Genomic DNA, 26999 nt, shown 5'->3' on the forward strand with positions numbered 1-26999 from the left:
GGGGGGGGCCCCGGGGGGCGGGGGGGCCCCGGGGGCGGGGGGGGGGGGGGGGGGGGCCCCACCCCGGGGGGGGGGCGCGGGGGGGGCCCCCCCGGGGGGGGGCCCCCCCGACGGCACGAGGTTCGGATGGGTTGGCTAGGAGCGACGGGCCGCTACGAGGCGGTAGACGGTCAGGACGATCAGCGAACCGATGATCGCGGCGATCCAGGTCGAGAGGTGGAAGAACCCGTTGATCGAGTGCACGCCCAAGATGACCTTGCCGAGCCAGCCTCCCAGCAGGCCGCCGACGATGCCGATCAGCATGGTGACCACGATGCCTCCCGGGTCACGCCCGGGCATGAGGGCCTTGGCGATGGCTCCTGCGAGAAGGCCGATCAGAATCCACGCGATGATGCCCATGAGTGGGTGCCGCCCTTCAAAAGGTCCGAATTGTGATGTCCGGTTACTCCTGCCGCCTCTTCTACTCCTGCCGCCGGCTCGCAAACCTCCCGCCCGAGCGTCAGCCGAAGACGCGCCGGACCGCCGGGGTCGGGCGTGGGAGCGGCACGGGCGAGCGTTCACCCAACTGCTCGTGGTCCTGGTCGGCACCGCGGCCGCCGTGGTACCCCGGGCGCCGGACCGGCGCCTGGCCGGGGAACGGGGGGTGCAACGGGTGGGCTGCCAGAGCGGGAGGGGGCGGCGTGGTTCAGCAGGCGCAGGAGATGCCCGAGCGCGGGGCGGTCAGGTCGTCGATCGGCCGCTGCTCGCCGCCCCGGGCGGAGTCGAAGGCGAAGCCCTCGCGCACCCAGTACTCGAAGCCGCCGATCATCTCCTTGACCTGGTAGCCCAGGCGGGCGAAGGCGAGTGCGGCCCGGGTGGCGCCGTTGCAGCCCGGGCCCCAGCAGTAGGTGACCACGGTCATCGACGGGTCGATCAGCGCGGGAGCCAGCTCGGCAATCCTCGCCGTGGGCAGGTGGAGCGCGCCGGGGATGTGGCCCTGGGCCCAGGCGGCGTCGCTGCGGGAGTCGACCACCACCACACCGGGGGCACCGGACGCGAGGTCGGCGTGGACGTCGGAGACGTCCGCCTCGAAGGCCAGACGTGCGGCGAAGTGGGCGGCGGCCTCGGCGGGCGCGGCGGCGGCAACGTTCAGCACGGCGCTGCTGGCCTGGACTGCGGTGGACACGGGCGTACTCCTCGAAGGTCGCACAGGCGCCGGCCGACGGTTTCGGCTTGCGGCGCCGGCCTGGGGATCTCCCAGGCGCTGACGAGTCCATCCTCCGCGCGCCACCCGGCCGGGACGAGTGGCGTGAGCGCCCGGGTTCATCAAGATCCCGCCAGCTCGGCAGCCCGCAGTCTCGACACGTCATCAGATCCGTGACGCCGCCGGTCCCTCACGAGCGGGCCGAGGGAGCTGTGCCCCGTTGGCTTTGTTCACGAGTGTGGGTTCTGGCCCAACTTCTGTGGAACAGTCACGCTACGTACATGCAGGCCGATCGACCAAGGGCTCATCCTCCTCGGCTTCGACGACGAGGCGGAGCTCGGCGGGACGATCGCCTTCTGCGAGCTTGACGAGTTCGTAGGTCCCACGTGGCCTGCCTGGCCTTGGTGACAGAGCGCAGTCGATCCTGGATCCGATCTGATTGATGGCGTAACTGGTCGTGGTACCAGCCAAAGGCCCATCGAGAAAGACCGCCGAACACACGTTGATCTTGGGAGCGCGCACTACTGCATCAAGCCCGTAGCGCTCAGCGAGATCCTCTGGCGTGAGGCTCGGGTCAACGAGTTCGGTTGCGTCTCCAGGCAAGATCAATAGGTGACGGCCATCCGCACTCATCGGGCCTGCGCTGAGGGTTCCAAATCGACTCGGCATGTCGGAATTCTCTCAAGCCGGATTGCCCAGTGAGAAGGATTTCGGCTACTCGAAGTGACTAGGCGAGCAGGACCCGCTTTCGCAGGAGCGCAAAGCCAGCGCGCCCGTACATCTGGCGCTTGAGCATCTTGATCCGGTTGACGTGCCCTTCGACGACGCCAGAACGCCAGGGCAGAGTGAGGCCGGCGATGACGGCGTCGCGGTCGCGGTCGATGCCCGCAGCGAGGGTGTGCAGGCTGGGCAGGTCGTCCCGCCGGACGGCGTCGAGCCAGTCGGGCATCCGCTCGCCCTGGCGCTCGGCGAGCATGGTCGCGAAGGAGCGGACGTGCCCGGTGAGCGCGTCGAGTTCGGAGCAATGCGTCCGGACAGCCTTGAGCTGGAGTTGCTCGGTCTCGGTGAGGGTGTCCGGACGGCGGAGGATCCATCCGGCGACGGTCCGGGGCGAGGGAGGCCGGGCGGTCACCTGCTGCGGTGATGTGCGCTTGTCGTGCAGGTAGGCGCGAACGCGCTGGTAGCTGCCCTTGTAGCCGAGCGGCACGATCTCCTCCCACAGCTTCCAAGCGTTGGTGCAGCCGTCGCTCCAGCGGTCGTCCAGATAGGGCTTGTAGTCGTCGAGGACGGAAGGCCGGTTCTGCCACTGACCGGCGAACAGCTCCTCCGGCGTCGCAGCATCGGCGAACTGCTTGACGGTGCGATAGGTCATCCCGAGCTGCCGCTGGACCGAGCGCCGACTGTGTCCCGCCGCCAGCAGCGCGTGGACGGCGGCATGCCGGGCCCGGGTCCGATCGGCGAACCGGTGTCCGCGCGGCCAAGGAGAACCGGACGAGTCCACGGCCGGGACAACCTCGGGTCTGGGGCCGGGTTCAGGGACCGTGGGGACCAGAGCGCTGAGGCAGCGACGGTGCTGGGCGACGCTCCGTTCGGTGGCCTCGCTCAGGTCGTGCCAGAGATGCCACCGGTCCGCGACCTGGACTGCTTGCGGCGCACCGGCGGTGGCGCCCTCAGCGAAGAACGGCGCCCGGTCCCGGCACACGACCTCGACGCCGGGCCGATCGGCGAGCCAGGCCGCCAGGCTCGATGCCTCCCGGTCGGGCAGCAGGTCGACAGGGCGGCCGGATTCGACGTCGACGAGAACGGTGCCGTAGTGGCGGCCCTTTCGGGTGGCGTACTCGTCCACGCCGACCACACGCGGGGCGGGCGCTTCCGGCTCGGGAAGGGCGTCGATCAGGCGCAGGACGGTGCTCCGGCTGGCCGAGACCCCGAGCACGGAGCTCAGGCGGGCGCCGGCACGGCCTGCCAGGGCGAGACCGACCGAGGCCAGCGTCGAGCGCAGCCGCTCGGTCCGTTGATCGTGGCGACGGGTCAGGCCGGGTATCTGCTCGACGAAGGTGCGGCGGGTGCACCCCGAGTTCCCGCAGGCGAACCGGCGGACCCTCAGCTGAAGAACAACACTTCGCCCGGCGCTGGGAACATCGGCGGGAAACCGCAGGTAGGAACCATGAACTCGGCTCGACCAGACCCCGCACGCCGGGCAAGCGGCACCGTTCCCAGTGCATTCCGCATCGACCAGCACTATCGCGACGCTCACGTCCACCGAAAGCACCGCAACGTCCGCGATCGACGGGAACAACAGCTCCTTCAACCGGAGCGCGATCTCTTCCACGGCCCCGAACTGTCGTCCCGACCGCCTTGACCACCGCTCATTTTCGGGCGACTTCACCTCCTGCCTGAGAAGCTCAGCCGTCACTCAGCGTGGCCGCGTCACAGAAGTTGAGCCAGAGCCCGAGTGTGAGCAGCGTTTGTCCAAGACTCCGGGCAGCACTCGTGCGGGTGAGGGAATCGAAGGAGGACACCGACACCTGCCGTCACGGCTCGCTGAGGGGCGCGGGGCGCACGCCTGAGGGCCGGGCGGATGGTCGGGTCAAGCGTTCTGCTTCGGCGGGTGCAGGTCGAGTGTGATGTGCGGGTCGAGTGCGTGCAGGAAGTCGGGGGCGTCGAAGATCTGGCCGGCGGAGACGACGCCGACGGTCTTGGTGCGGCCGGTCAGGACACGCTCGAGGGCCTCGGCGACGAGGGGCGCGGTGACGGCGTAGATGTCCTGGCCGCTTGCCGTGGCCCGGCGTTCGGCTCCGCCGGAGCGGACGACGACGTCGACGAGGAAGGTTTGGTCCGAGCGCCCGCTCTCATCGGCGGCGGCCGGGGCCGGCGTGTGGGGGGCGGCGACGTCGCGGGCCGCCTCGGCGGTCATGTAGGTGGTCACGTCGGGGATGGAGAGGTGCTGGGGGACGGTGACGACGTCCGCCATGGTGAACTCCCCGATCACCGGCCGGGGTCCGATCGGTTCCGGGAAGGTCCACTCCAGGGTGGGCGCGGCGTCGGTCCGGTGCTCCCACTGTCCGCCGCTGTAGCGTAGGCGGCGGTCGCCGCGTCGCTTGCGGGAGACCGCACCCGAGAGCCGGGTGCCGGCGGTGGGGTGCCAGTTGCTGAGCGCGTAGGCGATGTGTGCCTCGTCGGCTTCGGTCCAGTCGCCCATGGCAGCGGTGGCCAGCAGGTCGCCGAGACCGCCGAAGAAGGCCATGGCCGGGACGATCACCGCTTCCGCGTCCCGCGCCCGCTCGCGGTAGTGGGCGAAGGTGTCGAGGTTGGCCTCGAGCTCGGCGGCCACGTCCAGGTAGGGGATCTTCGCGCGGAGCGCGGCCTCGATCACCGGGCCGGTGGTCGAGGCGAAGGGACCGGCGCAGTTGATGACCGCCGCCGTTTCCGCCACGGCCCGGTCCAGCGAGGCCGAATCGTCGACCGACGCCACCCGGGCCTCCAGCCCGTGCTCATCGGCCAGCTCTTGCAAGGTCTGCGCGTTGCGCCCTGACAGCACCGGGACGAACCCGCGCGCGGCCAGCTCGGCGACCACGAACCTCCCGGTGTGACCGTAGGCACCGAACACCGTGACCAGCTGCCCTGACCCCATGAGACCGCTCCTGTGTATTGCAACGCCCGCTGCGAGGTCGATCCGCCGCGGCCTGACATCCACATCCTGTCCCTCGGCCAACGCCCGGCGCGAGCGTCGGAAACGACGTGCCGCGTACAGTTTCGGACATGCCCACCGTTGCACTGGCCGTCACCGACGGCATGCTCCACTACGAACTGTCCGTGGCCGTCGAGGTCTTCGGATCCGACCTGTCCCATATCGTGGACCCCTGGTACGACTTCGCCCTCTGCGGGAGCGGTCCGGTGCACGTCGGCCGTTTCCGCCTGGAACCTGACCACGGACTCGACCACCTCGCCCAGGCGGACACCGTGATCGTCCCCGGCTGGGCCGACACCGACCTCGAACCGCCCGCCGAGTTGGTCGAGGCGGTGCGTGCGGCCCACGCCACCGGTGCCCGCGTGGCCTCACTGTGCACGGGGGCCTTCGTCCTGGGCGCAGCAGGACTGCTCGACGGCAGGCGTGCCACCACGCACTGGGCTCACACGCGGGAACTGGCCCGGCGCCATCCGTCGGCCGCCGTCGATCCGGACGTCCTCTACGTCGACAACGGAGACGTCCTCACCTCCGCGGGCAAGGCCGCCGCCATGGATCTGTGCCTGCACCTGGTCCGCCTCGACCACGGCTCGGCCAACGCCAACAAGATCGCCCGACGCCTGGTCATCCCACCCCACCGCGACGGCGGCCAGGCCCAGTTCATCGCCACGCCCCTCCCCGCCCCGGGCAACCACCCCCTGGACGGGCTCTTCCCCTGGGCGCTGGAGCGGCTGGACCAGCCGCTGACCGTGGAGGCCCTGGCCCGACAGGCCCGCATGAGCTCACGCCACCTCGGCCGCCACTTCAAGCACCTCACCGGCACCACGCCACTGCAATGGCTCCACACTCAGCGCATTCGCCGCGCCCAGGAACTGCTGGAGACCACCGACGCCACCGTGGACGCCATCGCCGCGGCCACCGGCATGGGCACCGCCACCACCCTGCGCCGCCACTTCCACCGCAGTGTCGGCGTCCCACCCGACACCTACCGCCGCACCTTCCGTCCCTGAAGGGAAGATTCCGCTGCCGATCGAACAGCGCCAAGGCACGGTGCCGTTCGAAGTGGTGAACAAACGCTGCAACAATCTTGCAAACAGAGCCACCCTGTCGTGGGCCGTTCCCGCTGCGGTACCCAAGGGTGCGCAGCGCGCGGGATGGGGCGGGTGGCCTGGAGCCGGGAGCTCGGAGGGAGGTATCGGGGATTCAGCCGGACGTGCGGTGCACAGGGCCGGCGTCAGGACGGTCCTCGGTCTCGGAGGACCGGATCTCCTGTTCCTCGTCCGTGTCCATCTCGACGCCCTCCAACGGCGATCCGGATCCCGTCCCGCTCTCCGGCTGGTAACCCTCCCGCATGGATGCGGTGCCGGGGACGGCGTGGTCACCGGCTCGTTCTTCCCTACCGCTGGATCCGCCCGGGCCACCCGGGCCGATCCGCGCGTCCTCCCGGTCCGCGTGCTCCTCGGGTCGGGTGCCACTCATGCCGCTCACCTCCGTCGCGGTCCCTCGAAACGTCGCTTGCCCTACGGACCGTTGCGCCCTGGCGGGCACGACGATCGCCCCAGCCGAGGTCGGCCTCCTGGACCGCGAAAGGGCGGACGACCGAGCCGGTGGACCGGGTCACTTCGCCTCGTGCGCCTACCCGGCGTGCGGCGCGCAAACGCCCACCCGCGGCGCACCGGCCCGGCCCCGACGGGAACCGAAGCCGCCACAAGCGTCGTGGGCGCGCCACACCACGCCCATGCCCCGCGCCCCAACACTTCGACCAGACGGTAACGACCGGCCAGCACCCCTCCGGCATCCCCACCCATGGTCCGGGGATGTAGCCCCGAGCCCGCGGCCCCCGACCCGGGCCTCTACGCGCGGGCGCAGCTCGCTCCGGTAGGCGGCGTCCGGCATTGGGTTCATCACCTGGACGGTCGGGTTCGGCGGCCTGGCGTTCGCCGGTCCGGGCACCGGCCCCCTCGTGGCGGCCCGCTCCCACGCCACCCGCACCCGCCCCGTCTGCGCCGATGCCCGCTGCCCGCCCCACGACGACCGCGCCGGTCGCGTAGCGACGCGATCGGCCCGGTGCCGCCGCTGCTGCCCGTCCTTCACCCCGCCGTGTCCTCACGCCTGCCGGACGGTCACCAGACCCGACTCGTAGGCGGCGATGACGGCTTGCGCCCGGTCCCGGACGGCGAGTTTGTCGAAGATGCTGGTGATGTAGTTCTTGACGGTGGAGACGCTGATCTCCATGCTCCGCGCGATCTCGTGGTTGTCCAGGCCCGTGGCCAGCAGACGCCAGACCTCCACTTCGCGCGGGGTGAGGTCGCCCGGCTCCGTGACGGCGGGCGGCCGGTGCGAGGCGGTCGGCGCCGATGTGACGTACGTGGAGATGAGCCGGGTCAGCAGGCGGGGCGCGACGGCGGCCTCTCCGGCGTGAACGGTGCGGATCGCGGCCACGAGCTCTTCGGGCGAGCTGTCCTTCGGCAGGAAGCCGTACGCTCCGGCGCGCAGGGCGGCGACCACGTACTCGTCCATGTCGAAGGTGCTCAGGGCGAGTACGCGACACTCGGGCCTCTCCTGGGTCAGCCGTTGCGTGGCGGCGACTCCGTCGAGGACGGGCATGCGGATGTCCATGACCACCACGTCGGGACGGTGCAGGCGGGCGAGCGTGAGGGCCTGTTCGCCGTTCTCGGCCTCGGCGACCACGGTGATGGCCGGGGCGGGGGTGAGGATCAGGGTCAGCCCGCGCCGCACGAGCGGCTGGTCGTCCACGATCAGCACCCGGACGGTCCGCTCGCCGTCGTCCTGCCCGGCGGAATGCGTCTCGCTCACCGGTGGCTCTTTTCGTCCTCGCCCGCCGTCGCGCGCAGCGGCAGGAGCGCCACGACGCGGTAGCCCGTGTCGGGCAACGGTCCGGCTTCCAGCGTGCCGCCGTGCAGGGCCACCCGTTCGCGCATGCCGACCAGACCGTATCCACCGCCGGTGCCGGTTGCCGGAGCGGACTTCGTGCCGTCCGGCGCGCCCTGGTCGGTGACGGACACGCGCACGAGTTCCGGCCGGCACGTGAGGCGCACGCGCACCGGGACGGTGGGTCCGGCGTGCTTGCGGGCGTTGGTCAGTGCCTCCTGGACGATCCGGTAGAGGGTGAGGCCGACCACGGGAGGGAGCCGGCCCGGATCGCCGTCGACGTCCATCGCGGCGGGCTGTCCGGCTTGCCGGGACTCCTTGAGGAGGTGGTGCATGTCGGCGAGACCGGGCTGCGGCGCCTCCGGGGCGGAACCGTCGGCCGCGACGTCCTCGTCGGCGCGCAGAACGTCGAGGAGTTGCCGCATCTCGCGCAGGGCCAGCCGTCCCGACTCCTCCAGGGTGACCAGGGCGCCGCGGGCGACGCCGGGGTCGTGATCGAGGTTGGCGCGGGCACCGCCCGCCATCAGCTGCATGGTGGTGATGCGGTGGGCGACGATGTCGTGCAGTTCACGGGCGATGCGCCGGCGTTCCTCGGCCACCGCGCGGTCGGCGAGAAGCCGCCGCTTGGCTTCCGTTTCCTGCTGCCACCGGTTGACCAGGAGGGCGGCGCCGACGACGAGGCAGGCGGCCAGACCTGCGCTGAGCACGTTCAGGTACCCGGGCGGTGGGGCGAGGTCGGGGGTGATCAGCGTGACGCCGATCGCCGCGGCCGTCAGGGCGGCCGTCGCCCCCGCACGTCCGGCTCGGGCGGCCGAGTAGAGCGCGACCGCCACTGTCGCGCCGAAATGCTGGTCCATGGGCAACGTCAGGTTCAGCAGCGCGCTGAGCACCAGGACGACGGCCATGACGGTGAGCGGCCAGCGTCTGCGGACCAGCAGCGGCAGGGCGGACACCGTCATCAGCAAGGCCCCGGCAGCTGACACGGGCACGCCGGTGACTTGCGGGAACGCCGTATATCCCACGAGGTCCACGGCGGCCGCGCCGACGGTCAGCAGGGCGTCGTTGCGGGTCCACGGCACGGCGTCGGCGTCCGCGTCGTTGCGGATCCACGGCACGGCGTCGGCGTCCGCGTCGTTGCGGGTCCACGGCACGGCGTCGGCGTCCGCGTCGTTCCGGATCCACGGCACGGCGTCGGCGTCCGCGGAGGCAGGGCTTCCGCGCAGGTCCGAACGCGTCGGCACGGCGTTGCGACGCGTCACCGTGGCGGGTCCTTTCCACTGTTGTCGACCGAGGCGCCCGCAACCCGCCGGCACCGTCTCCGCTCGCGTCATTGTCCCTTGGCGTGGCGGTGCCGCGGCTCCGCCCCAGGGCCGAGACCGGACCAGGACCACGGTCCCCCTCACCGGGGACGCCCGGCCCCACGGTCCCGCACGGTTTCTCATCCCGCGCTCGGACGATCTTCGCCCGGGGCGCTGGTTCGCTGGAGGGGAACTGTCCGAGACCGCCCCGAAAGGGAGCCCCGTGATGCGCGCCTTGACCGGATTCTCCACAAGACACCCATGGAAAGTCATCACCCTGTGGATGCTTCTGGGAATAGTACTGACCGTCGCCGGCCAGGCGCTGATGTACCGGGCCACCGAAAGCCAGCTCGGTGACTTCCTGCCCGAGACGTACGACTCGGCGGCGGCGTTGAGGACCGCCGAGGAGAAGTTCGGGATCAAACCCGACGCCAACGCGGTGACCATGCTCGTGAAGCGCGCGGACGGCAAGCCCCTCGACCCGGCCGACCAGCAGCACGCCCAGGCCGCGGCGACCGCACTCGGCACGCAGCGCATCACCATGCCGAAAACCGAGGACAACCCCGACTTCCTGGCCGAGAACTATTCGCAGACGCCGAAGGTAACGCCCGGCACCACCGAGCCCCACCAGGCTTTCACGCTCTTCTCCGTCGCGCTCACCGGTAATTCCACCGATCCGGGGCTGCAGAACGTCTTCAAGGAATTCCGGAAGGCAGCTTCCGCGCGGTACGCACAGGACGGCCTGCGCACCGGATTCGCAGGCGGCCTGGCCGATCTGGTCGACAGCTCCGAGGCGGAGGAGACCACCGGCGCCGTGGCCGGGGCGCTCACCGTGGCCCTGATCGTGCTGCTGAACGTGCTGGCGTTCCGCAGCGTCCTGGCGGCGCTGCTGCCCCTCCTGGCGGTGACCATCGTCGGCGGGGCCGCCGCCGGCGCCGTGGTCGGCGCAGCACTGCTCACCGGGATCAGGCTGGACCCCAGCACGCCCCAGCTGATCAGCGTGGTGCTGCTCGGCATCGGGATCGACTACTTCCTGTTCCTGCTGTTCCGCTTCCGGGAAAGCCTGCGCGCGCAACCCGAACGCGGCGCCCGCGAGATCGCCGGCGAGGTGACGGGCCGCGTGGGCTCCGCGATCACCTCGGCCGCCCTCACCATCGTCGCCGCCTTCGCCACCCTCGGTGTCGCCAGTTTCGGGCAGTTCCGTGTGCTCGGCCCCGCCATCGCGGTCTCCGTCCTGGTCATGCTGCTGGCCAGCCTCACGCTCATGCCCGCGCTGCTGGCGGTCACCGGCCGCGCCATGTTCTGGCCCTCCCGCGCCCTCAAGCGCGCTCCGCGCCAGGGCTCGGCGGGCCGCTTCGGTGACGTCGTCGCCCGCCGCCCCCTCGCCGTCGCACTGGGGTCGGTGATCCTGCTGGGCGCGCTGGCCGCCGGGACCGTCGGCATGAAGATGGACTACAGCACCGGCAGCGGCAGCGGCGACACCCCGGCCGCAGCCACCGCCGCTGAGATCTCCCGCGCCCTGCCCGCAGGTGTGTCCGACCCGACCGACGTCTACGTCGCCACCGGTGACGGCACCGCCCTCGACCGGCCCGGCGTCGACGCCCTCGCCACGGCACTGACCCGCACTCAGGGCGTGGGCCAGGTCAGCCCGGTCCTCTACAACCCGGCCGGCGACGCCGCCCACATCGGCGTCTACCTGACCGCCGATCCGCAGAGCCAGAAGGCACGCGACCTGGTGTCCGGACCGGTGCGCGCGACCGTCGCACAGCACACGCCCGCGGGCGCCGAAGCACACGTCGGCGGCACGGCGGCGATCTTCGCGGACATCTCCGCCGCCGTGACCGCGGACCTCGAACTGGTCTTTCCCATAGCCGCCGTGCTCATCGCCCTGATCCTGCTCATCCTGCTGCGCAGCGTCCTGGCCCCGGCCGTGCTGATGGTCTCCGTCGGCCTCGGCTTCGCCGCGACACTCGGCGCCTCCACCCTGGTGTTCCAGCATCTGCGCGGCCAGGCGGGCGTCAACTTCACCCTGCCGCTCGTGCTCTTCCTCTTCGTGGTCGCCCTGGGCACGGACTACAACATCCTCATGAGCGACCGCATCAGAGAGGAGATGGAACGCCCCGGTTCCGCCCGCTCCGCCGTGGCCCGCGCCGTGCGGCACACCGCACCGGCCATCGCCACCGCCGGCCTCGTCCTCGCCGGTTCCTTCGGCAGCCTCGCCGTCAACCCCGCCCCGTCCACCCAGCAGATCGGCTTCGCCACCGCCCTCGGCATCGTGCTGTCGGCCTTCGTCCTGTCCAGCGCACTGGTCCCGGCCCTGGCCGCGCTCCTCGGCCGCTCCCTGTGGTGGCCGGTGCGGCCGCACCGCTCCCCGGCGAAGAAACCGTCGCCGTACGACCACCGGCCGCAGCCGGACGACCCGGGCGAGACCCCGGCCCCGTACGACCGCATCAGCACGAACTGAACCCCGGCACGAGATCCGCGGCCCTCAGCCGGGCGGCGTGAGCGGGGACCGCACGCCGAACCACTGCTCGGCTCCGTACTCCTCGAACCGCTCGACCTCGGTGAACCCCAGCCGCCGCGCGAGCCGCACGGCGCGGCGGCTGGCGGTCCGGGTGCACAGCACCACCGGCTCGCCGGGGCGGACGTCGGCGAACCAGGCCAACGCCGCCGTGCACGCCGAGGCGGCGTACCCCCGATCCCGAGGCTTCGGCCACGAACACTCCGGGGCGCCGCCCGGGCACCACCGGCACCGCGCGTTCCAGCTCGCCACGGGGTCGGGGGCCGCCGAGGTGGGCGCCTGCCACCGGCGACGTGGACAATTCGCTGAACGCCGCACGGTCCTGGGGATCGTCGTGCCGGGCACCGACCACGGGGTCCAGCCACGAGCTGGCCACACATCCCCGCTCAACCGGCGCCCACAGCCGAACGGCGCACCGCACCTGCGGCGTCCACCTCGTCCGCGCACGAGGACGGCCAGAACACGCATCGCTCGAAGGAGTGATGACCGGTGCCCCCTGCGCGCCTGATCGGACCGACGTTGTCCCGCGAGGTGTGCGGCCAGGAGCCCTCGGCCGCAGCACAGCCGGCGAGCGCTCCCTTCACGGACGAGGCCGGCCTCATCGGTCGGGCCTCACGTCACCGCGCGGGGTGAGCGCGAGGCGAGCGCGAGGCGAGTCGCGCCTCGGATGGATCCCGGATCTGCTGGCTGGCGGCTGAGATGTGGATGACGCACCGAACCGAAGGAGGCTGGGGTGTCGGCGACGGCAGATCAGGCGCAGGAGAGGACGAACCCGGCTGGCCGGCTCGGATTCGAACCCGGCCAGGTCGTCCAGGAGGTCGGCTACGACGACGACGTCGACCATGATCTCCGCGAGGGGATCGAGTCGGTCATCGGTCAGGAGCTGGTCGGCGAGGACTACGACGATGTCGCCGACGTCGTGGTGCTGTGGTTTCGGGAGGAGGACGGTGATCTCACCGATGCCCTGGTCGATGCCATCGGGCTCCTCGACGAGGGCGGCGTATCTGGCTCATCACTCCCAAGGACGGCCGGGACGGCTACCTCGAACCGAGCGACATCCAGGATGCGACCCAAACGGCCGGCCTCTCCCAGGCCAGGACCATCAGCGTCGGGACCAACTGGAGCGGCACCAAGATGGCTGCCCCGAAGAGGTAGCCGCTCTGCCCTGCCCCACACGACAGCCCCCACGAGGGCCGCCGGCACTCACGCGCCGCGGTCCCTCAGCGGGTACAGCCGGACGTGCAGCCCCCGGTCCGTACCGGGCCGAGCGCGCTCGCGGCGACCTCGTCCAGCGCGTCGCGGACCGCGGTGACGGCGGCCGGAGCAGCAACTTGCCGGTAAGTGGCCGCTTCCTTACTCTGGGTGAAAACTCAGGGCCGGCGAGCGGATCCCGGCGCCTTTGACGAGAAGGAGCGCGGAATGGCTGATCACCGTATGGCCAGGTTGGCCGCGTCTGCGGCGCTACTGCTCGCCACCGTGGGTGGGCTGCCGGCTACGCCTGTACCGCCGGGACACCGCTCACCACAGCCGCACTCACCACGGCTGCTGCTACGAAAATCTTCCTGATCATGACCGGCCTAACGAACCGTCACCTCGCGCGTCACTCCCAACCGCAGGGACGGCCAGCCTCCGTCGAGTCCAACGAACGCCATGCCACCCGGTCGACGCCGAGTTCCTCGAGCCTCCCTCGAGCGCAGCGCCTCCCCCGGCTCCTCACCGTCCTGGAGCACGCCACCGCCCCTCCCGCACCCCGCCGCCGAGGCCGCCGGCTCCCGTCGAGGCCGCCCCGCACCACGTCGTGGCGGGAGGCCTTCGACGGCCTGGACGAGGACGTCCTCTACCGCGCAGACCGGCCCTGCCCACGTGAGCCACCGACGCTGCCGCACCCAGGACGTCCGGCGGCGGAGGCGGCCTGGCGGCCTTCCGGGGCCGCCCGCGCGCCCCAGCCCCCCCCCGCTCCGCCACCAGCGGCCGGCACCAGCCGGACGCGAGAGAAAAGAAGCCCCCGGAATGCCGTTCGGCCGAATCCGGGGCACCGTAGGTAGGAGAACCGTTTCCGCACAGTGGGGGTGGGCAACGATGCCCGCCGGAATCGTCTCCCTTTACCTGGACTTGGTTGCTCCGGTCGCAGCCACCCATCTGTCCGCGGGTGGCGCCGGCCCGTCAGATCCCGGCTCGACGCCTGTGTGGGCCGCGATCCTGGCCAGTTCCGTTGTCGGCGCCCTCGTGGCCGCCCTAACCAGTATCCTCACCGCGAAATGGAGAAATAGGCAAGCGGACAAGGAGATGAGCCAAGCTGCGCGCCTGGCGGAGGAGCAGATTAGGGAAACCGCGCGGCTAGCTGACAACGAGATGCGTGACGCGCAGAAGCGCATGAGCGAGGAGCTCGATGCACAGCGAGAGCGGCTGGCGCAGCAGCTGGCGCAGGACAGGAGGAAGCTGCTGTCCGATCGGTTCGCCGCGATCTCCGTGCAGCTGGGAGATGAGTCGCATTCGGCGCGGCTGGCCGCGGTGTACGGGCTGGCGGGGCTGGCCGACGATTGGGACCAGCCTGGTGAGGAAGGTCAGCGCCAGACCTGCATCGACGTCCTGTGCGCGTACCTGCGGATCCCCGTCGATCCCTGTCCTGACAAGGACGCGCCTGCGGAGGTACGGGGCGCGTGGCGGGCCGAGCATGAGGTGCGGCACGCCATCATCGGACTGATCCGCGCCCACCTCCTCCATGGTGCGCACAAATCGTGGCAGAAGTACCGGTTCGACTTCACTCGGGCGACCTTCGATGGCGGCAGCTTCAAGGATGCCGAGTTCCATGGGCCGGTGATATTCCACGGGGCGACCTTCCGCCCCGGCAACGGCAACGAGGTGACCTTCGACGGCGCGTCGTTCCACCCCGGCTGCCAGGTGGAGTTCTTGGGAGCCATCTTCACCAGTACCGGCAGCCGTTCCATCGTCTTCCGCGACACCGAGTTCGCCGGCGGCTCGGTGATGTTCAAGGACGCCCACTTCAACGAGGGCACCGTTGTCTTCGATGACGCCCGGTTCACCGGCGGGCAGGTCGACTTCCGCGGTGCTGAGTTCAACGGCGGCCAGATCACATTCCGGCACGCGCGGTTCGACGGCGCCACCGTCCTGTTCGACTCCGAGTACTCCCATGCCGAGGTCGGCTTCTGGAACACCCAGTTCATCAGCGGCCTGGTCGCTTCGACCGTGCGGTCTTCGGCCCGGGAACGGGGCGGGTGGACTTCGGCGGCTCGTTCTTCCGGGGAGCGGACGTACGGATCGAGACGGCGGACTTCAACGGTCTGACCGTCAACCTCTCCGAGGCGAGCGTCTGGGACCGGCCGCCGAAACTCCCGCCAGGACCCCGGCAAGGACTGCACCTGCCGGAATTCCGCCATGCCGCATAGGCGGTTGGCGCCACCACCTGAAGCTGCGCGAAAAAAAGCTTGCCTGGTCGGGCCTGGACGTTCGACGGCACCGTCCAGGACAACGGCAGCAGTAAGGAAACCGGCCGGTGCCCTCGCCTTTCGCCCGAGGCGACAGCCACTGCCTCGTCCCCCAGGCCGGGACGGAGAACGGTGGGCCCCTGCCCCGGCTCGGTCACCCGCACCGCGAGGGCCGCGGTGCGGGTGCGCGCTCCAGTCAGCTCATGACCTGGCGCAGCGTGGCAGGGGCGAGGCCTCGGGTGAGGTCCCGGACGGCCTGGTGGTGGTCGTCGGTGAGGGCGTGGAGGCCGGCGCGTTCCAGGGCGGTGTAGAGGGGCTGGGTCGCGGTGCGGCCGAGGCTGCGGGGGGGGGCGGCGTCAGCGCTCTGCCAGGCCTGATGGGCGGCCTCGCGGGCCGCTCGCCCCCTGGAGGGAGACGTCGTCGAGCCCGGAGTGGCGGCGTCCTTCCGGACAAGTTAAAGTGCTGCTTCATTATGAAGCACGTACATAATTCTGGCAGCGTAGCCAAGGGGCCGGACGGCCTCCTGTACGACCTCGGTGTTCGCGGCTCGATGCAGGCGTTCGCGGCAGGAGAGGACACCCTCGCACTGGAGGCGGCTGCCGCTGTCCGCTCGGCGTCGCAGGCCGTCGACCGGCTGCGCTCACAGGGCGCCGGCGGGCGAGGTCTCAGCGCAGGGGCGCTCGATGTCCTCGCACGGCTGAGCACGGCCACGGAAGACGGGCTGAGCATCGGCGAACTGGCCCGCGCGGCCGGTGTGAGCTCCCGCAACGTCACCGGCCTGGTCGACACGCTGGAGCGCGACGGACTGGTGCAGCGGGCCCAGGACCAGCACGACCGCCGGTCCGTACGGGCCCGGATCACACCGACCGGCCGCGACTGGCTGGAAGCGTTCCGCCAGCCGACGCAGCGCGTGATGTCCGCCGTCTTCCAGGGCTTCACCGACGACGAACTAGCCCAGTTCCGGCACCTGTGCCTGCGCCTGGTGGAAAACCAGCACCGGATCGAGCAGTACCTGAACACCGTCCGGCCCGACCAGCCGACTTCCTGAACCGATGACCCGGAGCACTGCATGACCATCGAGTCACCCACCCGACACACAGTCAAGACCTATCACCGAGCCCGGTTCCGGGGAGACGTCGCCACGGCCGCCGCCCAGATCGGTGAAGGCTTCACCTTCCGCAGCCCCTTCATCACCTCCGACAGCCCCACCGGCCACCTGGACGGACTGGACCGACTCCTTGGAATCGTCACCAGTGTGGAGTTGATCAGCGAGCTGTACGGCGAAACCGAAGCCACTCTGATCTACGACATCCGCACCGCCCCGGCCGTCGGCATCACCCAGCGCACCGCCGAACACTTCCGCCTCCACGACGGCCGGATCACCGCGATCACGCTCATCTTCGACTCCGCCCCCTGGCAGGCCATCATGGCCGCAGCGGGTCCGACTGCCCCCTCACCGTGACCGGCCGCGGGTCACCAGGACGAGAGACACACAGCTACGCGGCCGGAACGTACCCCAGTGCTCTCAAAGGCCAACGACATCGTTCTGTCCCGGAAGAGGGCGCTCTTGCCGCTGAGCGACAAACGCTCTCGTAACTCAGGTTCCGGCCCAGTGCGCGGTAGTCGTCCTCTTTCTGGTCGGCGAGGAGTCGGCAGTGGCGCGGTCGGTGCCTTCGTTCGCCGCCGGCAGCGCTGGATCGGTGCGGTGAGCCGGTCACGCCTGCGTCTGTTGTGCCGTCCTCGGACAGTCAGTCGCCGGGGCCGTCCGGGGTCCGCTCCGGCTGTCCCGTGCGCCACGCCAGTTCGATCTCGAGCTCGATTTCGCCGTCATTCAGCTCGACCTCGATCTCGGTTCGGAGCTCGTCGGGGATCCGCAGGGTTAGCTTCCCGGGCCCGAGGTCCAGCTCGGCCTGGCCACCGCGCCTGAGGGCGGCTGCCAGTGCGTCGAGCTGATCTGCGGCCTCGTCGCGGGACAGTGTGCGCTTCTGCTCGAACTCGAGATCTTTCACGGATGCCTCCGCACCTCTGAGGGAAAAGCAGGTGCTTCGATTCTCGCTCTGCCTCACGTGATCGGCCCGACGGGGCTCGCCATCCTCCTCAGTGCCGATTGGCCGCCCTGATGAGGCGCGGCCTCGCCCACGACTGCGTGCGCAGGGCCGGCTGGCCGGCGCTTTGTCACACCAGTGCCGTGCGCTACCCTCCGTGCCCACCCTGATGGGCGCTGCCCCGGAGGGCGGCCCGGTCCCGACTGACAGCCGCTTGGCGCTCCCGCCGCCGACTTCGCGCAGCCATCGGTCACTGAAGGCACGGGGCTGGCGGCGGTCGCGGAGGAGGCGCAGCAAGAGGCGCGGGCTGCCGTCCCGGTTGTCCCCGGCCGTTCAGATTTCTGGCACCGTTTCGATCCTGCCGGCTTTCGCCGCGTCCTGGAGTGCGCGGTAGTCGTCCTCGTTCTGGTCGGCGTAGGTCTCGGCGAAGTCGGCGATGGCGTGGTCGAACTTCCTGGATCCGCCGAGGTAGGCGGCCAGGGCGATGCGGTCACCGGATCGGGCGTGCGCCCTGGCCAGGGTCCATCCGCACAGGCCGGCGTACACCCTCATCCCCTTGGGGACCATGAGCTCGATGGGCGCGGAGAACTTCCAGTCCCGCAGCTGCCGCACGTAGTAGTCGCGGTCCACTCCGTCCGGGCCGGTCGCACGGGTCCAGCCGAGGAAGATGTCGCTCTGGGCCTGCATGAGGTGCTGGCCCGCGACCACGCGCTCACCCTGGTTCTGGTGCACGCTACGCTCCGCGTACTCCTCGAGGACTGACGGCTGGGCCTCCTTGGCCTGCAGGAACAGCGGCTCCACACCGTCCTCGGCATCCATCAGCGCGATCCACGCCCGGGTGCCGACACTGCCGACACCGACGACCTTGCGGGCCGCCTGGACCAGTGTGAACTGCTTCAGCAGGTGCCGCCGGTCGGACTGCAGGGTCAACCGGTAGTTGTCGAGCACGGTGCCGATGAAGTCGTAGATCTCGTCAGCCTGCACGTCACCGAAGAGCTCCTCGACGGGGACGACCGTCGGAGGGGTGCTGATGATCCGCCGCCGACCGTCGACCACGGTGGTGAGCTTGCCCAGGGCCTGCATGCTGTCGCGGCTGTGCGCCTTGGCCAGCAGTTTCTCGGCCGCCTTGAATCTCTTCTTCGTGAGCTGGGACCGGAACCGCCCGATGGCGTCCTCGATGTCCAGGTGCGCGTACCAGACGTCCAGGAGGGTCTGCTCCGCGAAGGTGCGCATCGCTGTCCGGTAGCTCTCGGCAGCGGCCAGGACGATCTTCCGGCGGGCCTTGTCGGAGAAGCCGTTGTCCCGACCTGCCACCGCCAGGCTCGCGGCCAGTCGTTTGACGTCCCACTCGAACGGTCCGGGCAGTGTCTCGTCGAAGTCGTTGACGTCGAAGACCAGTCGCCGCTCCGGTGAGGCGAAAGCCCCGAAATTGGCCAGGTGCGCGTCCCCGCACAGTTGCACCCGCAGCCCGCTGGTGGGCGTGGCCGCCAGATCCGCGGCCATCGGCAGCGCCGCCCCGCGGTAGAACGTGAACGGCGACACCAGCATCCGCCCGTGCCGGATCGGCACCAGTTCCGGCACCCGGGAGGCCGCCTGCCCCGCCAGCAGCCCGACCGGATCCCGTGACGGATCCGGCCGGAACTCGCCGTGCGCCTCCAACGGCGCAGCGGCGCGTGCTTCCTTCCCACGAGCCGCCCGTTCCGCCCGGGTCGGACGCTTCACCGCCGCCCGACCGCCGGTTCCTGCACGCGCCTCGCCAACAGATGCCGTCATGGCTTCACCGGCTCCTTCCCGCGCGCTCCGCATACTGATCTCCCGAGCGCCTGCTCGAGAGCGGCCCCGCGGTGCGGGCACCGTCCCAGGCCGCCACTGTTCTCGACCGGATGCGCGCACCGGTGGTGGGCGTGCTCGCGTGAGGCCGCGCTGTGCTCGCCCGCGACCGGCCCGGGATCACGACCTGCCGGTACCGGCGGACCACCACAGGATCGGCGGCCGCCGGGCCGGCCACCCCCAGCGTGCGCGGGACCTCGGGTCCGAGCGAGTCGGATGAGCCATCAGAGGTGCCCTGACCCGTGGCTCCCCGACCAGCGCAGCACGCGGCAGTCCAATGGGAAGGGGTGTTCAGTTGGTGGTGATGACGAGCTTTCCGCGGACGTGGCCGCTGGTGGAGGCGGTGTAGGCCTCGTCCATGCCGCTGAGCGGGAAGGTGGTGATGCGGGCGGCCTTCAAGGCTCCGGAGGTGACCAGGTCGGCGAGTTCGGCCATGTTCTGGCCGGTGGCCTGGTAGTTGAAGTTGACCGCGCGCACGTCCCGGTCGGCGAGTGCGTCGGGGTCGGTGGCGAAGACGGTGCTGGCGAGGCGTCCGCCGTCCCGGATCAGCGGTGCGATCCTGCCCATGACGACGCCGCGGCCGTCGACCAGGTCGACGACGGCGTCGATGCCGTCCGGGTGTGCGGCGCGAACGGTGTCGGCCACGTCACTGGTGTGGTAGTCGATCACCTCGTCGGCGCCCAGGGCGCGCACGTAGTCCCTGTCCTCGCTGGCGGCGACGGCGATCACGTGCACGTTCCGGGCGGCGGCCAGTTGCAGGATGTAGGAGCCGACACCGCCGCTCGCGCCGACGACCAGCAGTGTCTCGCCGTCGGCCGGGTCCAGCCAGCGCACCAGGCCGAGCGCGGTCCCACCGGTCATCGGCAGGGCTGCCGCCGACACGGCGTCGAGCGTCTGCGGCCGAACGGCCAGGGCGGCGGTGTCCTGGGAGGCGGTCATGTACTCGGCGTAGGAGCCGTGAGGATGGCGGCCTGCGGCTGCCGGGAGCCGCATCCCGAACACCTCCTGCCCGACTTCGAAGGACGCACCGTCACCGGCGGCCGTGACCCGGCCCGCGACGTCGAACCCGAGGGTGTACGGGAAGGGGAAGTCGGCGCCGGGTGGTGCCAGGGCGCCGGCGGCCAGCTTCCAGTCGATCGGGTTGACCGCAGCAGCCGAGACCTTGATCTGCACCTCACCGGGGCCCGGTTCGGGCACCGGCATGTCCCTCAGGTGCGGAGTCTGGCCGAAGGAGTCGATCGAGAAGGCCTGCATGGCCATTCCTTTCTGCCGTTCTCCTACGTACTTTCCGTGACCACCGATTGTGCCGCGCGGCAAGGCCATCTGCCCGGGCCACCACGGTCGACGGAGATCACGACGCGTCCCGAACACGTACCGGTGACCAGCTGGGCAGCAGCCCTCCGCGCTTGCTCGCCTCTCTGCTCTGCGTGGCCGGAGAACCAAACAGAAAGCCTTGACCATGTCGATCCATGAGAGCGCAGCCGGTGGCCGATCACGTGGTGGACCATCGTCTTCGCGATCTCTGCGCCACGCCCCCTCGCAGCGCTGGTCGCTGTTGGTCCGATCAGGTTGGAAAGTCCTCATGTGGTGCTGCCAGGACCGGTACGGGGCGCCGGCCCGGGGTTGATTAGTCGCATGACGCAACTGACTATTGATGACATCCTCACCCGGGGCCAGGGGCTGTTGACTCCCGAGAACCTGGATGACCCGCGGATCGATCCGGCAGCGCAGGAGTCGATTTCCAGGTTGAACCAGGGCGAGACTCTCGATCAGATCTGTGCCCTGGCGCTTCTCTCCGGGGTCAAGGCCGAGGCCGGTGGGCTCATGGGGATCTTCGGCGACGACTCGTCCGATGCCGCAGAACTCGCGTCCCTCCTGGACACCGACCCGTCGACTCTTGTGCCCTCGGGCGCCGATGCCGTACTCGTCAGCGGTCCGGACAGCAGTACACCGGCGATTGTCTTCCGCGCCGAAGCACGGAATGACCCCATTCGACTCGACAACTCGCTGCCGGGTGTTATCAGAGATTCGAGGACGGTTCTCAGCGACGCGGCCGACCTCGGCCTCGTCGGGGACCCGGCCGACCCGAAGCCATGGTTGTGTACCTGGATCTGCGGCATGTGCGCCCTGGCGCTCGCGGACGGGGTTCCGTTCGATGAGGTTCCCGTCTGCCTGGCCTGCCTCACGTGCATCACCGGTTCCGGCTGACTCCCGAGGGACGGACTCGCAGGTGGTCAGTGCGGTCGCCGAGCCCCGAGCAGCCGCGCTCGGTGTGGAACCCGGCGGCGCCGGCGGGCATCCGCTGCCACTCGGCCCCGCGCGGGTTGAACGCCCGCAGTTGCCGCGCCTTGCCCTTGCTGAAGAACTGCGACACCAGGCTCGCGTCGCGCCCGAGCATCTTGGCCACCTGCCGCTTGGCGAAGCCCTCGCCGATCAGCTCCTGGGTGAGGCGCGCCGCCTCATTCGGCTGACTCGGATCGGCGGGACTCACCGCTGCTGCACCTCCGGCCGTCGGCTCAGCGGCGAGTTCGGCGCGGGCCAGGCCACGCAGCTTCGGGTGCTCCTCCTGGCTGGTCGGGTGCTCCACCGGTCCGGTCAGGTGGCCCTTGAGGAGGTGGTCACCGGGCTCGCCCCGGTAGGGCCAGGGCCGGCGCTCGGTCAGGGCGATGCCGTCCGTGCCGAAGCAGACAGCCGTGCCGGGCTTCGCGTGCGGGGCCCCGGCGTAGCCGATGACCTCCTTGACCCGCCGGTACTTCGGGTCCACCGGGACCAAGATCGGCCAGAACTGTCGCCACCGGCCCTTCCCGTCCTCCCCCCTCAGAGCCAGGAGGACCGGCTCCACCGCCGGGTGACCGGGCGGCGAGGCTGCTCAGCCGCCCCGGCGTGCTGCAGCGCCGATCAGGTCCGGAGGGCGCCACTAACTTTCGGTCGCGCAGGTGGGGTCGACTGCGGCCTGGACGAGGTTCTGTTCCAGGCGTTCCAGAGTGCTCAGGGCCTCGGTGCGCTCGCCGGTCGACAGACCCGCGGTGACGAGGTCCTCGAGCTGACTCCAGCTCTGCTCGACTTCACGCCGCAGGGCGTGGCTGGCCGCGGTGGGTTCGATGAGGGATGCGCGTTTGTCGGTGGGCGAGGGGCGGCGGCGGACGAAGCCGGCCTGTTCCAGGCGCTGGACGGTGCGGGTCATGGTGGCGGCGTCGGAGTCCAGCAGGCGCACCAGGTCGGTCTGGCGCTGCGGGCCGAGTTCCCATAGCTGCATCATGACCAGCTCCTGGCCCGGGTGCAGGCCGATGCGGCGCAGAAGTTGTCCGGCGAACATGCGGTGCAGGCGGGCGAGGCGGAAGATCGCGTGACTGATGGGCCCGCCGCTGGCAGCGGCCGGCACCGGGACGCTCGCCTCCCGCCCCGCTCCCGCAGGTGCCTTCCCGACCGCCGGAGTGGACTGTGTCATCTCTTCCTCACTTTCCTGATCAGACAGCTAATGGTACCTCGCACCCTCACCACCTCGAGGGAGCGCCGCGTGGTCGACCCGGGCCTTTGCTGCTTGCAGCGCTTCTCTGCCTCACATCCCCCAGGGAAGCGCCTCGAAAAAGGGGTTACTTGTTCGAGCAGGTATCTGTTACGTTGGATGCGTCCGGGCCACCGCCCTTCACTCCTCACGAGGGAACAGACCATGACCACTGCTTTCGATCCGATCGCGCTGGGCGGCCGCCGCCTCGCCAGCCGCATCGCCATGGCGCCGATGACCCGTAGCCGCGCGTACGGACCGGGCGCGCAGCCGACCGCTCTGACGGCGGAGTACTACGCGCAGCGCGCCAGTGCCGGACTGATCGTCACCGAGGGGATCCAGCCCTCCCCGGTCGGCCAGGGCTACCCGGACACCCCCGGGCTGCACACCACCGGCCAGGTGACCGCGTGGCGCAACGTGACCGACGCCGTGCACGCCCAGGGAGGCGTGATCTTCGCGCAGCTGATGCACACCGGCCGGATCGGCCACCCCAGCCTGCTGCCCGACGGCATGGTCCCGGTGGCGCCCTCGGCGGTGGCCGCCAGGGGCCAGGTCTTCACCCATGAGGGTCCCAAGGACTTCGTGACGCCGAAGGAACTGAGCGAGACCGAGATCCTCCAGACGATCGCCGACTTCGCCACCGCGGCGCGCAACGCGATGGAGGCCGGCTTCGACGGCGTGGAGATCCACGGCGCCAACGGCTACCTCATCCACCAGTTCCTCGCCCCCAACACCAACCTGCGCACGGACAGCTGGGGCGGCGGGGTCGAGGGGCGGATCCGCTTCGCCGTCGAGGTCACCGCGGCCGTGACGGAGACGATCGGCGGCGACCGGGTGGGCCTGCGGATCTCGCCCGGGAACCCGTACAACGACATCGCCGAACCCCAGCCGGGCGAGGTGTACGAAGCGCTGCTGGAGCGGCTCTCCGGTCTGAACCCGGCCTACCTGCACCTGATGGAAGGCCCGGACCGCGACCTGACCGGACGGCTGCGCAAGGCGTGGCCCGGCACGTTCATCCTCAACCCCTTCACCCACCCGCAGGCCACCGGCCCCGAGGCGCTGAAGCTGGTCCAGGACGGAACGGCGGACATGGTCGCCTACGGCGCCCTGTTCCTCGCCAACCCCGACCTGCCGGCCCGGCTGGCCGCCGGCGGCCCGTTCAACACCCCGGACGCGGCCACCTTCTACGGCGGCGACCACCACGGCTACACCGACTACCCCACCCTCGGCACCTGACCCCCTGACCGGCGTGGCCACCTTCCTGGACGCGCCGGGCCGCGGCCTTGCACCGATCATCCGGCACACGGCCCCGGCCAAGGCATCTCCCGGTAGCCGGCCCGCAAGCACCCTGCGGTCTGCCCCGCCTGCGGCCGCCCGAACGTCGCCGCCGTCGGCAACCCGGCCGAGCTCCCCTGCGGCTGCGTCGCCGACGGCGGCGACAGCCCCTGCGCCGTCGAGCCCTGGCCGGCCGACGCCTAGGTCGAGTATCGGGTCGTGATCAATCTGCACGATTTACCTTCGCGGCGGGTCCTGATCCGGTAGACCGTGGTGCGTGACGCGAGCGCAACTGACGGATGCGGAGTGGGTGTTGATTGAGCCTTATTTGCCAATCGGCGAGTACGGCCCCTACCCGGAGCGGCTGCGGCAGCAGTTCGAGGGCGTGATCTGGCGATTCCGGACGGGCGGGCAGTGGCGGGAGATGCCGAAGGAGTTCGGTGCGTGGTCGACCGTCTCCAACCGGTTCCAGCAGTGGAGGGACGCCGGCGTCTTCGAAGCCCTGATGGAGGGCTTGATCGCGGAGGCCGCGAAGCGCGGCGAGGTGGACTTGTCCCTGGTCAGCGAGGACTCCACCACTGTGCGGGCTCACCACGACGCCGCCGGGATGCACCTCGGCTCCGGCACCATGGCCGCCCTGGAGAAGGCCGCCGAGGAGGCGGAGAAGGCCAGGCAAAAGGGGGCGGCCCGGAGGAACAAGACGGGCGGGACGCCGCAGGTCCCGAAACGGGAAGAACGGCGACGCGTCCGGCGTCGGCGCAAGCTCCGGCTGAAGGCAGCCCTGCTCGGACGCTCCAGGGGCGGGCAGACCAGCAAGGTCCATTGCGCCGGCGACCGGAAGTGCCGCCCGTTGGTGTTCATCCTGACCGAGGGCCAGGCCGCGGACAGCCCGCAGTTCATCCCCGTGCTGAGGAAGGTCCGGGTCCGCGGGCCCGTCGGCCGTCCCCGCACCCGTCCGGACGCGGTCGCCGGGGACAAGGCCTACTCGTCCCGCGGCAACCGCGCCCACTTGCGCAAACGCCACATCAAGGCGGTCATCCCGGAGAAGAAGGACCAGAGCGCAAACCGAAAGAAGAAGGGCCGCCGGGGCGGCCGCCCCGTCAGTCACGACGCCGAGCTCTACAAGGAGCACAACACCGTCGAGCGCCTGATCAACAAGCTGAAGGCCTGGCGAGGCATCGCCTCCCGGTATGACAAGACCCCGGAAAGCTACCTCGCCGGCCTCCACCTCCGTGGCGCAATGATCTGGATCAAGGACCTCACCCGGACCCATTGATCACGACCAAATACACGCCCTAGGTCCGCGTCCGAGTCCTCAGGGAGCTGCCCGACTCTCCCCGTGCCCCACAGCTTCACCAGTGCCACTCCGGTCTTGATGGCCGACGGCAGCACGAAGCGGATCGACCAGATCAAGATCGGCGACCAGATCGCCAACGCCGTCCCGGGCCAGAGCGCGACGCAGACCCACACCGTCACGAACGTCATCGTCACCACCACCGACCACGACTTCGCCGACGTCACCGTCACCCCGACCCGGTCCGACAAGGCCAGTACGGAGCACACGAGCCAGACCCGCACCACCGAAGCGACCCCGGCCAAGCAGGACAAGCAGTCCGAGTTCCCGCTGGGCAAGAGGATCTGGCAGCGCGCCGGCCTCGCCCTGGCAGCTTCCCTCGCCGCCGCCACCCTGATCGGCGTCAACCACCAGCCGGCCGACACGACCGCCCCGGTCGCCTACGCCGCCTCGACCACCAGCACCGCTGGTGACACCACGGGTGACACCAGCGACCCGGCCGTCAGCGTCGACGGTGGGACCATCCACACCACCTTCCACCACCCCTTCTACGACCAGACCCAGGCCGCCTTCGTCGACGCCAAGGACCTCCGCCCCGGCGACGTCCTCCAGACGCCGACCGGCACCGCCCAGGTCACCGACGTCCGCCTCTACCACGCCGACACCACCACCTACGACCTCACCGTCGGCGACCTCCACACCTACTTCGTGGAGGCCGGGGCCACAGCGGTCCTGGTTCACAACATCGGCGGACCGGCCTGCGAGGAAGCCGGACTGGCAGCAGCCGAGCGCGCGGCAAGCGCGTTCGCCAAGCCCGGCAAGGCCACCGGGGCCCTTCACGTCGAAGGGCGCGGATGGTTCCCGAGTCCGCTCTCCTCGGGCGGCAGGAGCATCCACCCCCTGGCAGCGCAGCGTGCGCCCGGCACCCAGATGGGGTTTGCGCACCACCTGGAATCCCAGGTCGCGGCGATGATGCACCAGGATGCGGAGATGAAGAGTGCCACCCTCTTCATTCATTTCGACGAGTCGGTGGCGGCTGAGGATCGGAGGGTCTGCAGCACCTGTTCCAAGTGGCTTGAGGACATGCTCCCGACGGGGCATACGCTAAACGTCATCTACAAGGACATCAACGGTGTGATCCAACGATCGAAACCCTTTGTCGGAAACTAGTAAATAGGAAATGAGGCCGGACCCGCTCAGCCGGGCCCGGCCTCACTCTGTCCCGAAGCAGGCTACCCAAGCCACTTCACGTTGGCCATCTCCCTGAGCCCGGACAGAGCCTCAGCCTTCGGGGCTGCAATGTCCACGTCCCACCCAGGGCCATCTTCACACCGAATGATCTGTGCGAGGACATCGCCGCGCATGAAGATCCGATATCCGGGCACCGGCCACTGCCAAGCACCGAAATCCACTTCTTCCGCAGAGCCGAGGATGCCCTGCACGAGCTCGTCGGGAACCAGGGATGCCCGCATCCTGGTGTCCGCTCCGAAGAGCACCTCCATCACGGTTCGGTGCTTCAGGAACTCTGCCATGGACTCGGAATTCGACTCCCATGGCTCGTCGAACTCTGCATTGAAAACGCGATCCGGCATAGCCGGATCAAAGCTCCAGTACCATTCCCCGCCGCAATCCGACATAAAGATCGCCTTGCCATCGGAGACCTTGATGTTATCGGGCGGAGTCATTCTCGTGACGAAGGAAAGATCTACATCCCATTTCGAGACAAGCTCATGCCATTCACGCAACGCACTGGGAAGCCAGTCGCAGCTCTCGGGCAGGGGTTTTTCGTCTGCCGCCGGAGGCCCAAACCATGCGGCCAGAAACCGGGGCAGTTCAATGGTGGCAGGATCGATCATGGGCCGATGATCGCACAGACCGTAAGCTTGATCTTTAACCTCGCGCGGCGAGGTGGGCCTCAAACGTGGGTTCGCGTTTGACGGTTCTGCCCACGTCGCGGCGGGGCGCCGGCTTGCGATTCCTCGAACCCGAAGGCCGTCCGGGGCCAGGCCGAGAGGGTTTTTG

22 protein-coding genes and 2 pseudogenes are annotated in these 26999 nt (G+C 70.1%); 10 read left to right on the forward strand and 14 right to left on the reverse strand.

What is annotated here, in order from left to right; genetic code table 11:
* Nucleotides 1–135 precede the first annotated feature (135 nt).
* The 4 genes from ACGF07_RS21355 to ACGF07_RS21370 all read right to left on the reverse strand — a co-directional run bounded on the left by ACGF07_RS21355 (nt 136) and on the right by ACGF07_RS21370 (nt 4817).
* Nucleotides 136–399, reverse strand: a complete 264-nt coding sequence (locus ACGF07_RS21355; RefSeq protein ID WP_392901130.1) for a GlsB/YeaQ/YmgE family stress response membrane protein — start codon at nt 397–399, stop codon at nt 136–138.
* Nucleotides 400–685: 286 nt separating this feature from the next.
* The gene (locus tag ACGF07_RS21360) at nt 686–1165 is read right to left on the reverse strand and encodes a rhodanese-like domain-containing protein (RefSeq protein WP_392901131.1); all 480 of its coding nucleotides are present in this window, start codon (nt 1163–1165) and stop codon (nt 686–688) included.
* Between the two features lie 745 nt (nt 1166–1910).
* A complete protein-coding gene (locus ACGF07_RS21365) occupies nt 1911–3515 on the reverse strand; it encodes an ISL3 family transposase (protein ID WP_392901133.1) in 1605 nt (534 codons plus the stop codon).
* Nucleotides 3516–3773: 258 nt separating this feature from the next.
* Nucleotides 3774–4817: a saccharopine dehydrogenase family protein gene (locus tag ACGF07_RS21370; RefSeq protein WP_392901135.1), complete on the reverse strand. Its 1044-nt coding sequence runs from the start codon at nt 4815–4817 to the stop codon at nt 3774–3776.
* 128 nt (nt 4818–4945) lie between these two features.
* Here ACGF07_RS21370 and ACGF07_RS21375 point away from each other — a divergent pair, with 128 nt between their 5' ends.
* Complete coding sequence (locus ACGF07_RS21375; RefSeq protein WP_392901137.1) at nt 4946–5881, forward strand: helix-turn-helix domain-containing protein; 936 nt, start codon at nt 4946–4948, stop codon at nt 5879–5881.
* 193 nt (nt 5882–6074) lie between these two features.
* Here ACGF07_RS21375 and ACGF07_RS21380 read toward each other — a convergent pair whose 3' ends face one another.
* The 3 genes from ACGF07_RS21380 to ACGF07_RS21390 all read right to left on the reverse strand — a co-directional run bounded on the left by ACGF07_RS21380 (nt 6075) and on the right by ACGF07_RS21390 (nt 9022).
* Complete coding sequence (locus ACGF07_RS21380; RefSeq protein WP_392901139.1) at nt 6075–6350, reverse strand: hypothetical protein; 276 nt, start codon at nt 6348–6350, stop codon at nt 6075–6077.
* 627 nt (nt 6351–6977) lie between these two features.
* The gene (locus ACGF07_RS21385) at nt 6978–7688 is read right to left on the reverse strand and encodes a response regulator (RefSeq protein ID WP_392901141.1); all 711 of its coding nucleotides are present in this window, start codon (nt 7686–7688) and stop codon (nt 6978–6980) included.
* Nucleotides 7685–9022, reverse strand: coding sequence for a sensor histidine kinase (locus ACGF07_RS21390; RefSeq protein ID WP_392901143.1), 1338 nt, complete (start codon nt 9020–9022; stop codon nt 7685–7687). Before ACGF07_RS21390 ends, ACGF07_RS21385 begins: the two co-directional genes overlap by 4 nt.
* A gap of 322 nt (nt 9023–9344) precedes the next feature.
* Here ACGF07_RS21390 and ACGF07_RS21395 point away from each other — a divergent pair, with 322 nt between their 5' ends.
* Nucleotides 9345–11525, forward strand: a complete 2181-nt coding sequence (locus tag ACGF07_RS21395) for an MMPL family transporter (RefSeq protein WP_392901145.1) — start codon at nt 9345–9347, stop codon at nt 11523–11525.
* Nucleotides 11526–11549: 24 nt separating this feature from the next.
* On the opposite strand, the pseudogene ACGF07_RS21400 reads toward ACGF07_RS21395, so the two are convergent.
* Nucleotides 11550–11958: pseudogene (locus tag ACGF07_RS21400) on the reverse strand (hypothetical protein).
* Nucleotides 11959–12315: 357 nt separating this feature from the next.
* Between ACGF07_RS21400 and ACGF07_RS21405 the strand changes: the two are divergent.
* The 4 genes and pseudogenes from ACGF07_RS21405 (at nt 12316) to ACGF07_RS21420 (ending at nt 16490) form a co-directional block, all read left to right on the forward strand.
* Nucleotides 12316–12737: pseudogene (locus ACGF07_RS21405) on the forward strand (DUF3052 domain-containing protein).
* Between the two features lie 924 nt (nt 12738–13661).
* Entirely contained in the window at nt 13662–14888 is a 1227-nt protein-coding gene (locus tag ACGF07_RS21410; RefSeq protein WP_392901147.1) for a hypothetical protein, read from the forward strand.
* A 612-nt stretch (nt 14889–15500) separates the two neighbouring features.
* The gene (locus tag ACGF07_RS21415) at nt 15501–16076 is read left to right on the forward strand and encodes a MarR family winged helix-turn-helix transcriptional regulator (RefSeq protein ID WP_392901149.1); all 576 of its coding nucleotides are present in this window, start codon (nt 15501–15503) and stop codon (nt 16074–16076) included.
* Nucleotides 16077–16097: 21 nt separating this feature from the next.
* On the forward strand, nt 16098–16490 hold the full coding sequence (locus ACGF07_RS21420; protein WP_392901151.1) for a hypothetical protein: 393 nt from the start codon (nt 16098–16100) through the stop codon (nt 16488–16490).
* 286 nt (nt 16491–16776) lie between these two features.
* Here ACGF07_RS21420 and ACGF07_RS21425 read toward each other — a convergent pair whose 3' ends face one another.
* From ACGF07_RS21425 to ACGF07_RS21435, 3 genes are all read right to left on the reverse strand, one after another.
* Nucleotides 16777–17037, reverse strand: a complete 261-nt coding sequence (locus ACGF07_RS21425; RefSeq protein WP_392901153.1) for an amphi-Trp domain-containing protein — start codon at nt 17035–17037, stop codon at nt 16777–16779.
* Between the two features lie 369 nt (nt 17038–17406).
* On the reverse strand, nt 17407–18846 hold the full coding sequence (locus ACGF07_RS21430; RefSeq protein WP_392901155.1) for a DUF2252 domain-containing protein: 1440 nt from the start codon (nt 18844–18846) through the stop codon (nt 17407–17409).
* Nucleotides 18847–19194: 348 nt separating this feature from the next.
* Nucleotides 19195–20157, reverse strand: a complete 963-nt coding sequence (locus ACGF07_RS21435) for an NADP-dependent oxidoreductase (protein WP_392901157.1) — start codon at nt 20155–20157, stop codon at nt 19195–19197.
* 381 nt (nt 20158–20538) lie between these two features.
* Here ACGF07_RS21435 and ACGF07_RS21440 point away from each other — a divergent pair, with 381 nt between their 5' ends.
* A complete protein-coding gene (locus ACGF07_RS21440) occupies nt 20539–21111 on the forward strand; it encodes a hypothetical protein (RefSeq protein WP_392901159.1) in 573 nt (190 codons plus the stop codon).
* Here ACGF07_RS21440 and ACGF07_RS21445 read toward each other — a convergent pair.
* A complete protein-coding gene (locus tag ACGF07_RS21445; protein WP_392901161.1) occupies nt 21095–21667 on the reverse strand; it encodes a hypothetical protein in 573 nt (190 codons plus the stop codon). The two genes, ACGF07_RS21440 and ACGF07_RS21445, sit on opposite strands and share 17 nt — an antisense overlap.
* A 153-nt stretch (nt 21668–21820) precedes the next feature.
* A complete protein-coding gene (locus ACGF07_RS21450; RefSeq protein ID WP_392901163.1) occupies nt 21821–22351 on the reverse strand; it encodes a MarR family winged helix-turn-helix transcriptional regulator in 531 nt (176 codons plus the stop codon).
* A gap of 222 nt (nt 22352–22573) precedes the next feature.
* On the opposite strand from ACGF07_RS21450, the gene ACGF07_RS21455 reads away from it, so the two are divergent.
* The 3 genes from ACGF07_RS21455 to ACGF07_RS21465 all read left to right on the forward strand — a co-directional run bounded on the left by ACGF07_RS21455 (nt 22574) and on the right by ACGF07_RS21465 (nt 26147).
* On the forward strand, nt 22574–23644 hold the full coding sequence (locus ACGF07_RS21455; RefSeq protein WP_392901165.1) for an alkene reductase: 1071 nt from the start codon (nt 22574–22576) through the stop codon (nt 23642–23644).
* A gap of 316 nt (nt 23645–23960) precedes the next feature.
* Complete coding sequence (locus ACGF07_RS21460; RefSeq protein ID WP_392901167.1) at nt 23961–24959, forward strand: IS5 family transposase; 999 nt, start codon at nt 23961–23963, stop codon at nt 24957–24959.
* 63 nt (nt 24960–25022) lie between these two features.
* On the forward strand, nt 25023–26147 hold the full coding sequence (locus ACGF07_RS21465) for a polymorphic toxin-type HINT domain-containing protein (protein WP_392901169.1): 1125 nt from the start codon (nt 25023–25025) through the stop codon (nt 26145–26147).
* Nucleotides 26148–26209: 62 nt separating this feature from the next.
* Here the strand turns inward: ACGF07_RS21465 and ACGF07_RS21470 are convergent, their stop codons facing one another.
* Nucleotides 26210–26833, reverse strand: a complete 624-nt coding sequence (locus ACGF07_RS21470) for a hypothetical protein (RefSeq protein WP_392901171.1) — start codon at nt 26831–26833, stop codon at nt 26210–26212.
* Between the last annotated feature and the right edge of the window lie 166 nt (nt 26834–26999).

Source organism: Kitasatospora sp. NPDC048194 (assembly GCF_043202455.1).
Lineage (GTDB): Bacteria > Actinomycetota > Actinomycetes > Streptomycetales > Streptomycetaceae > Kitasatospora.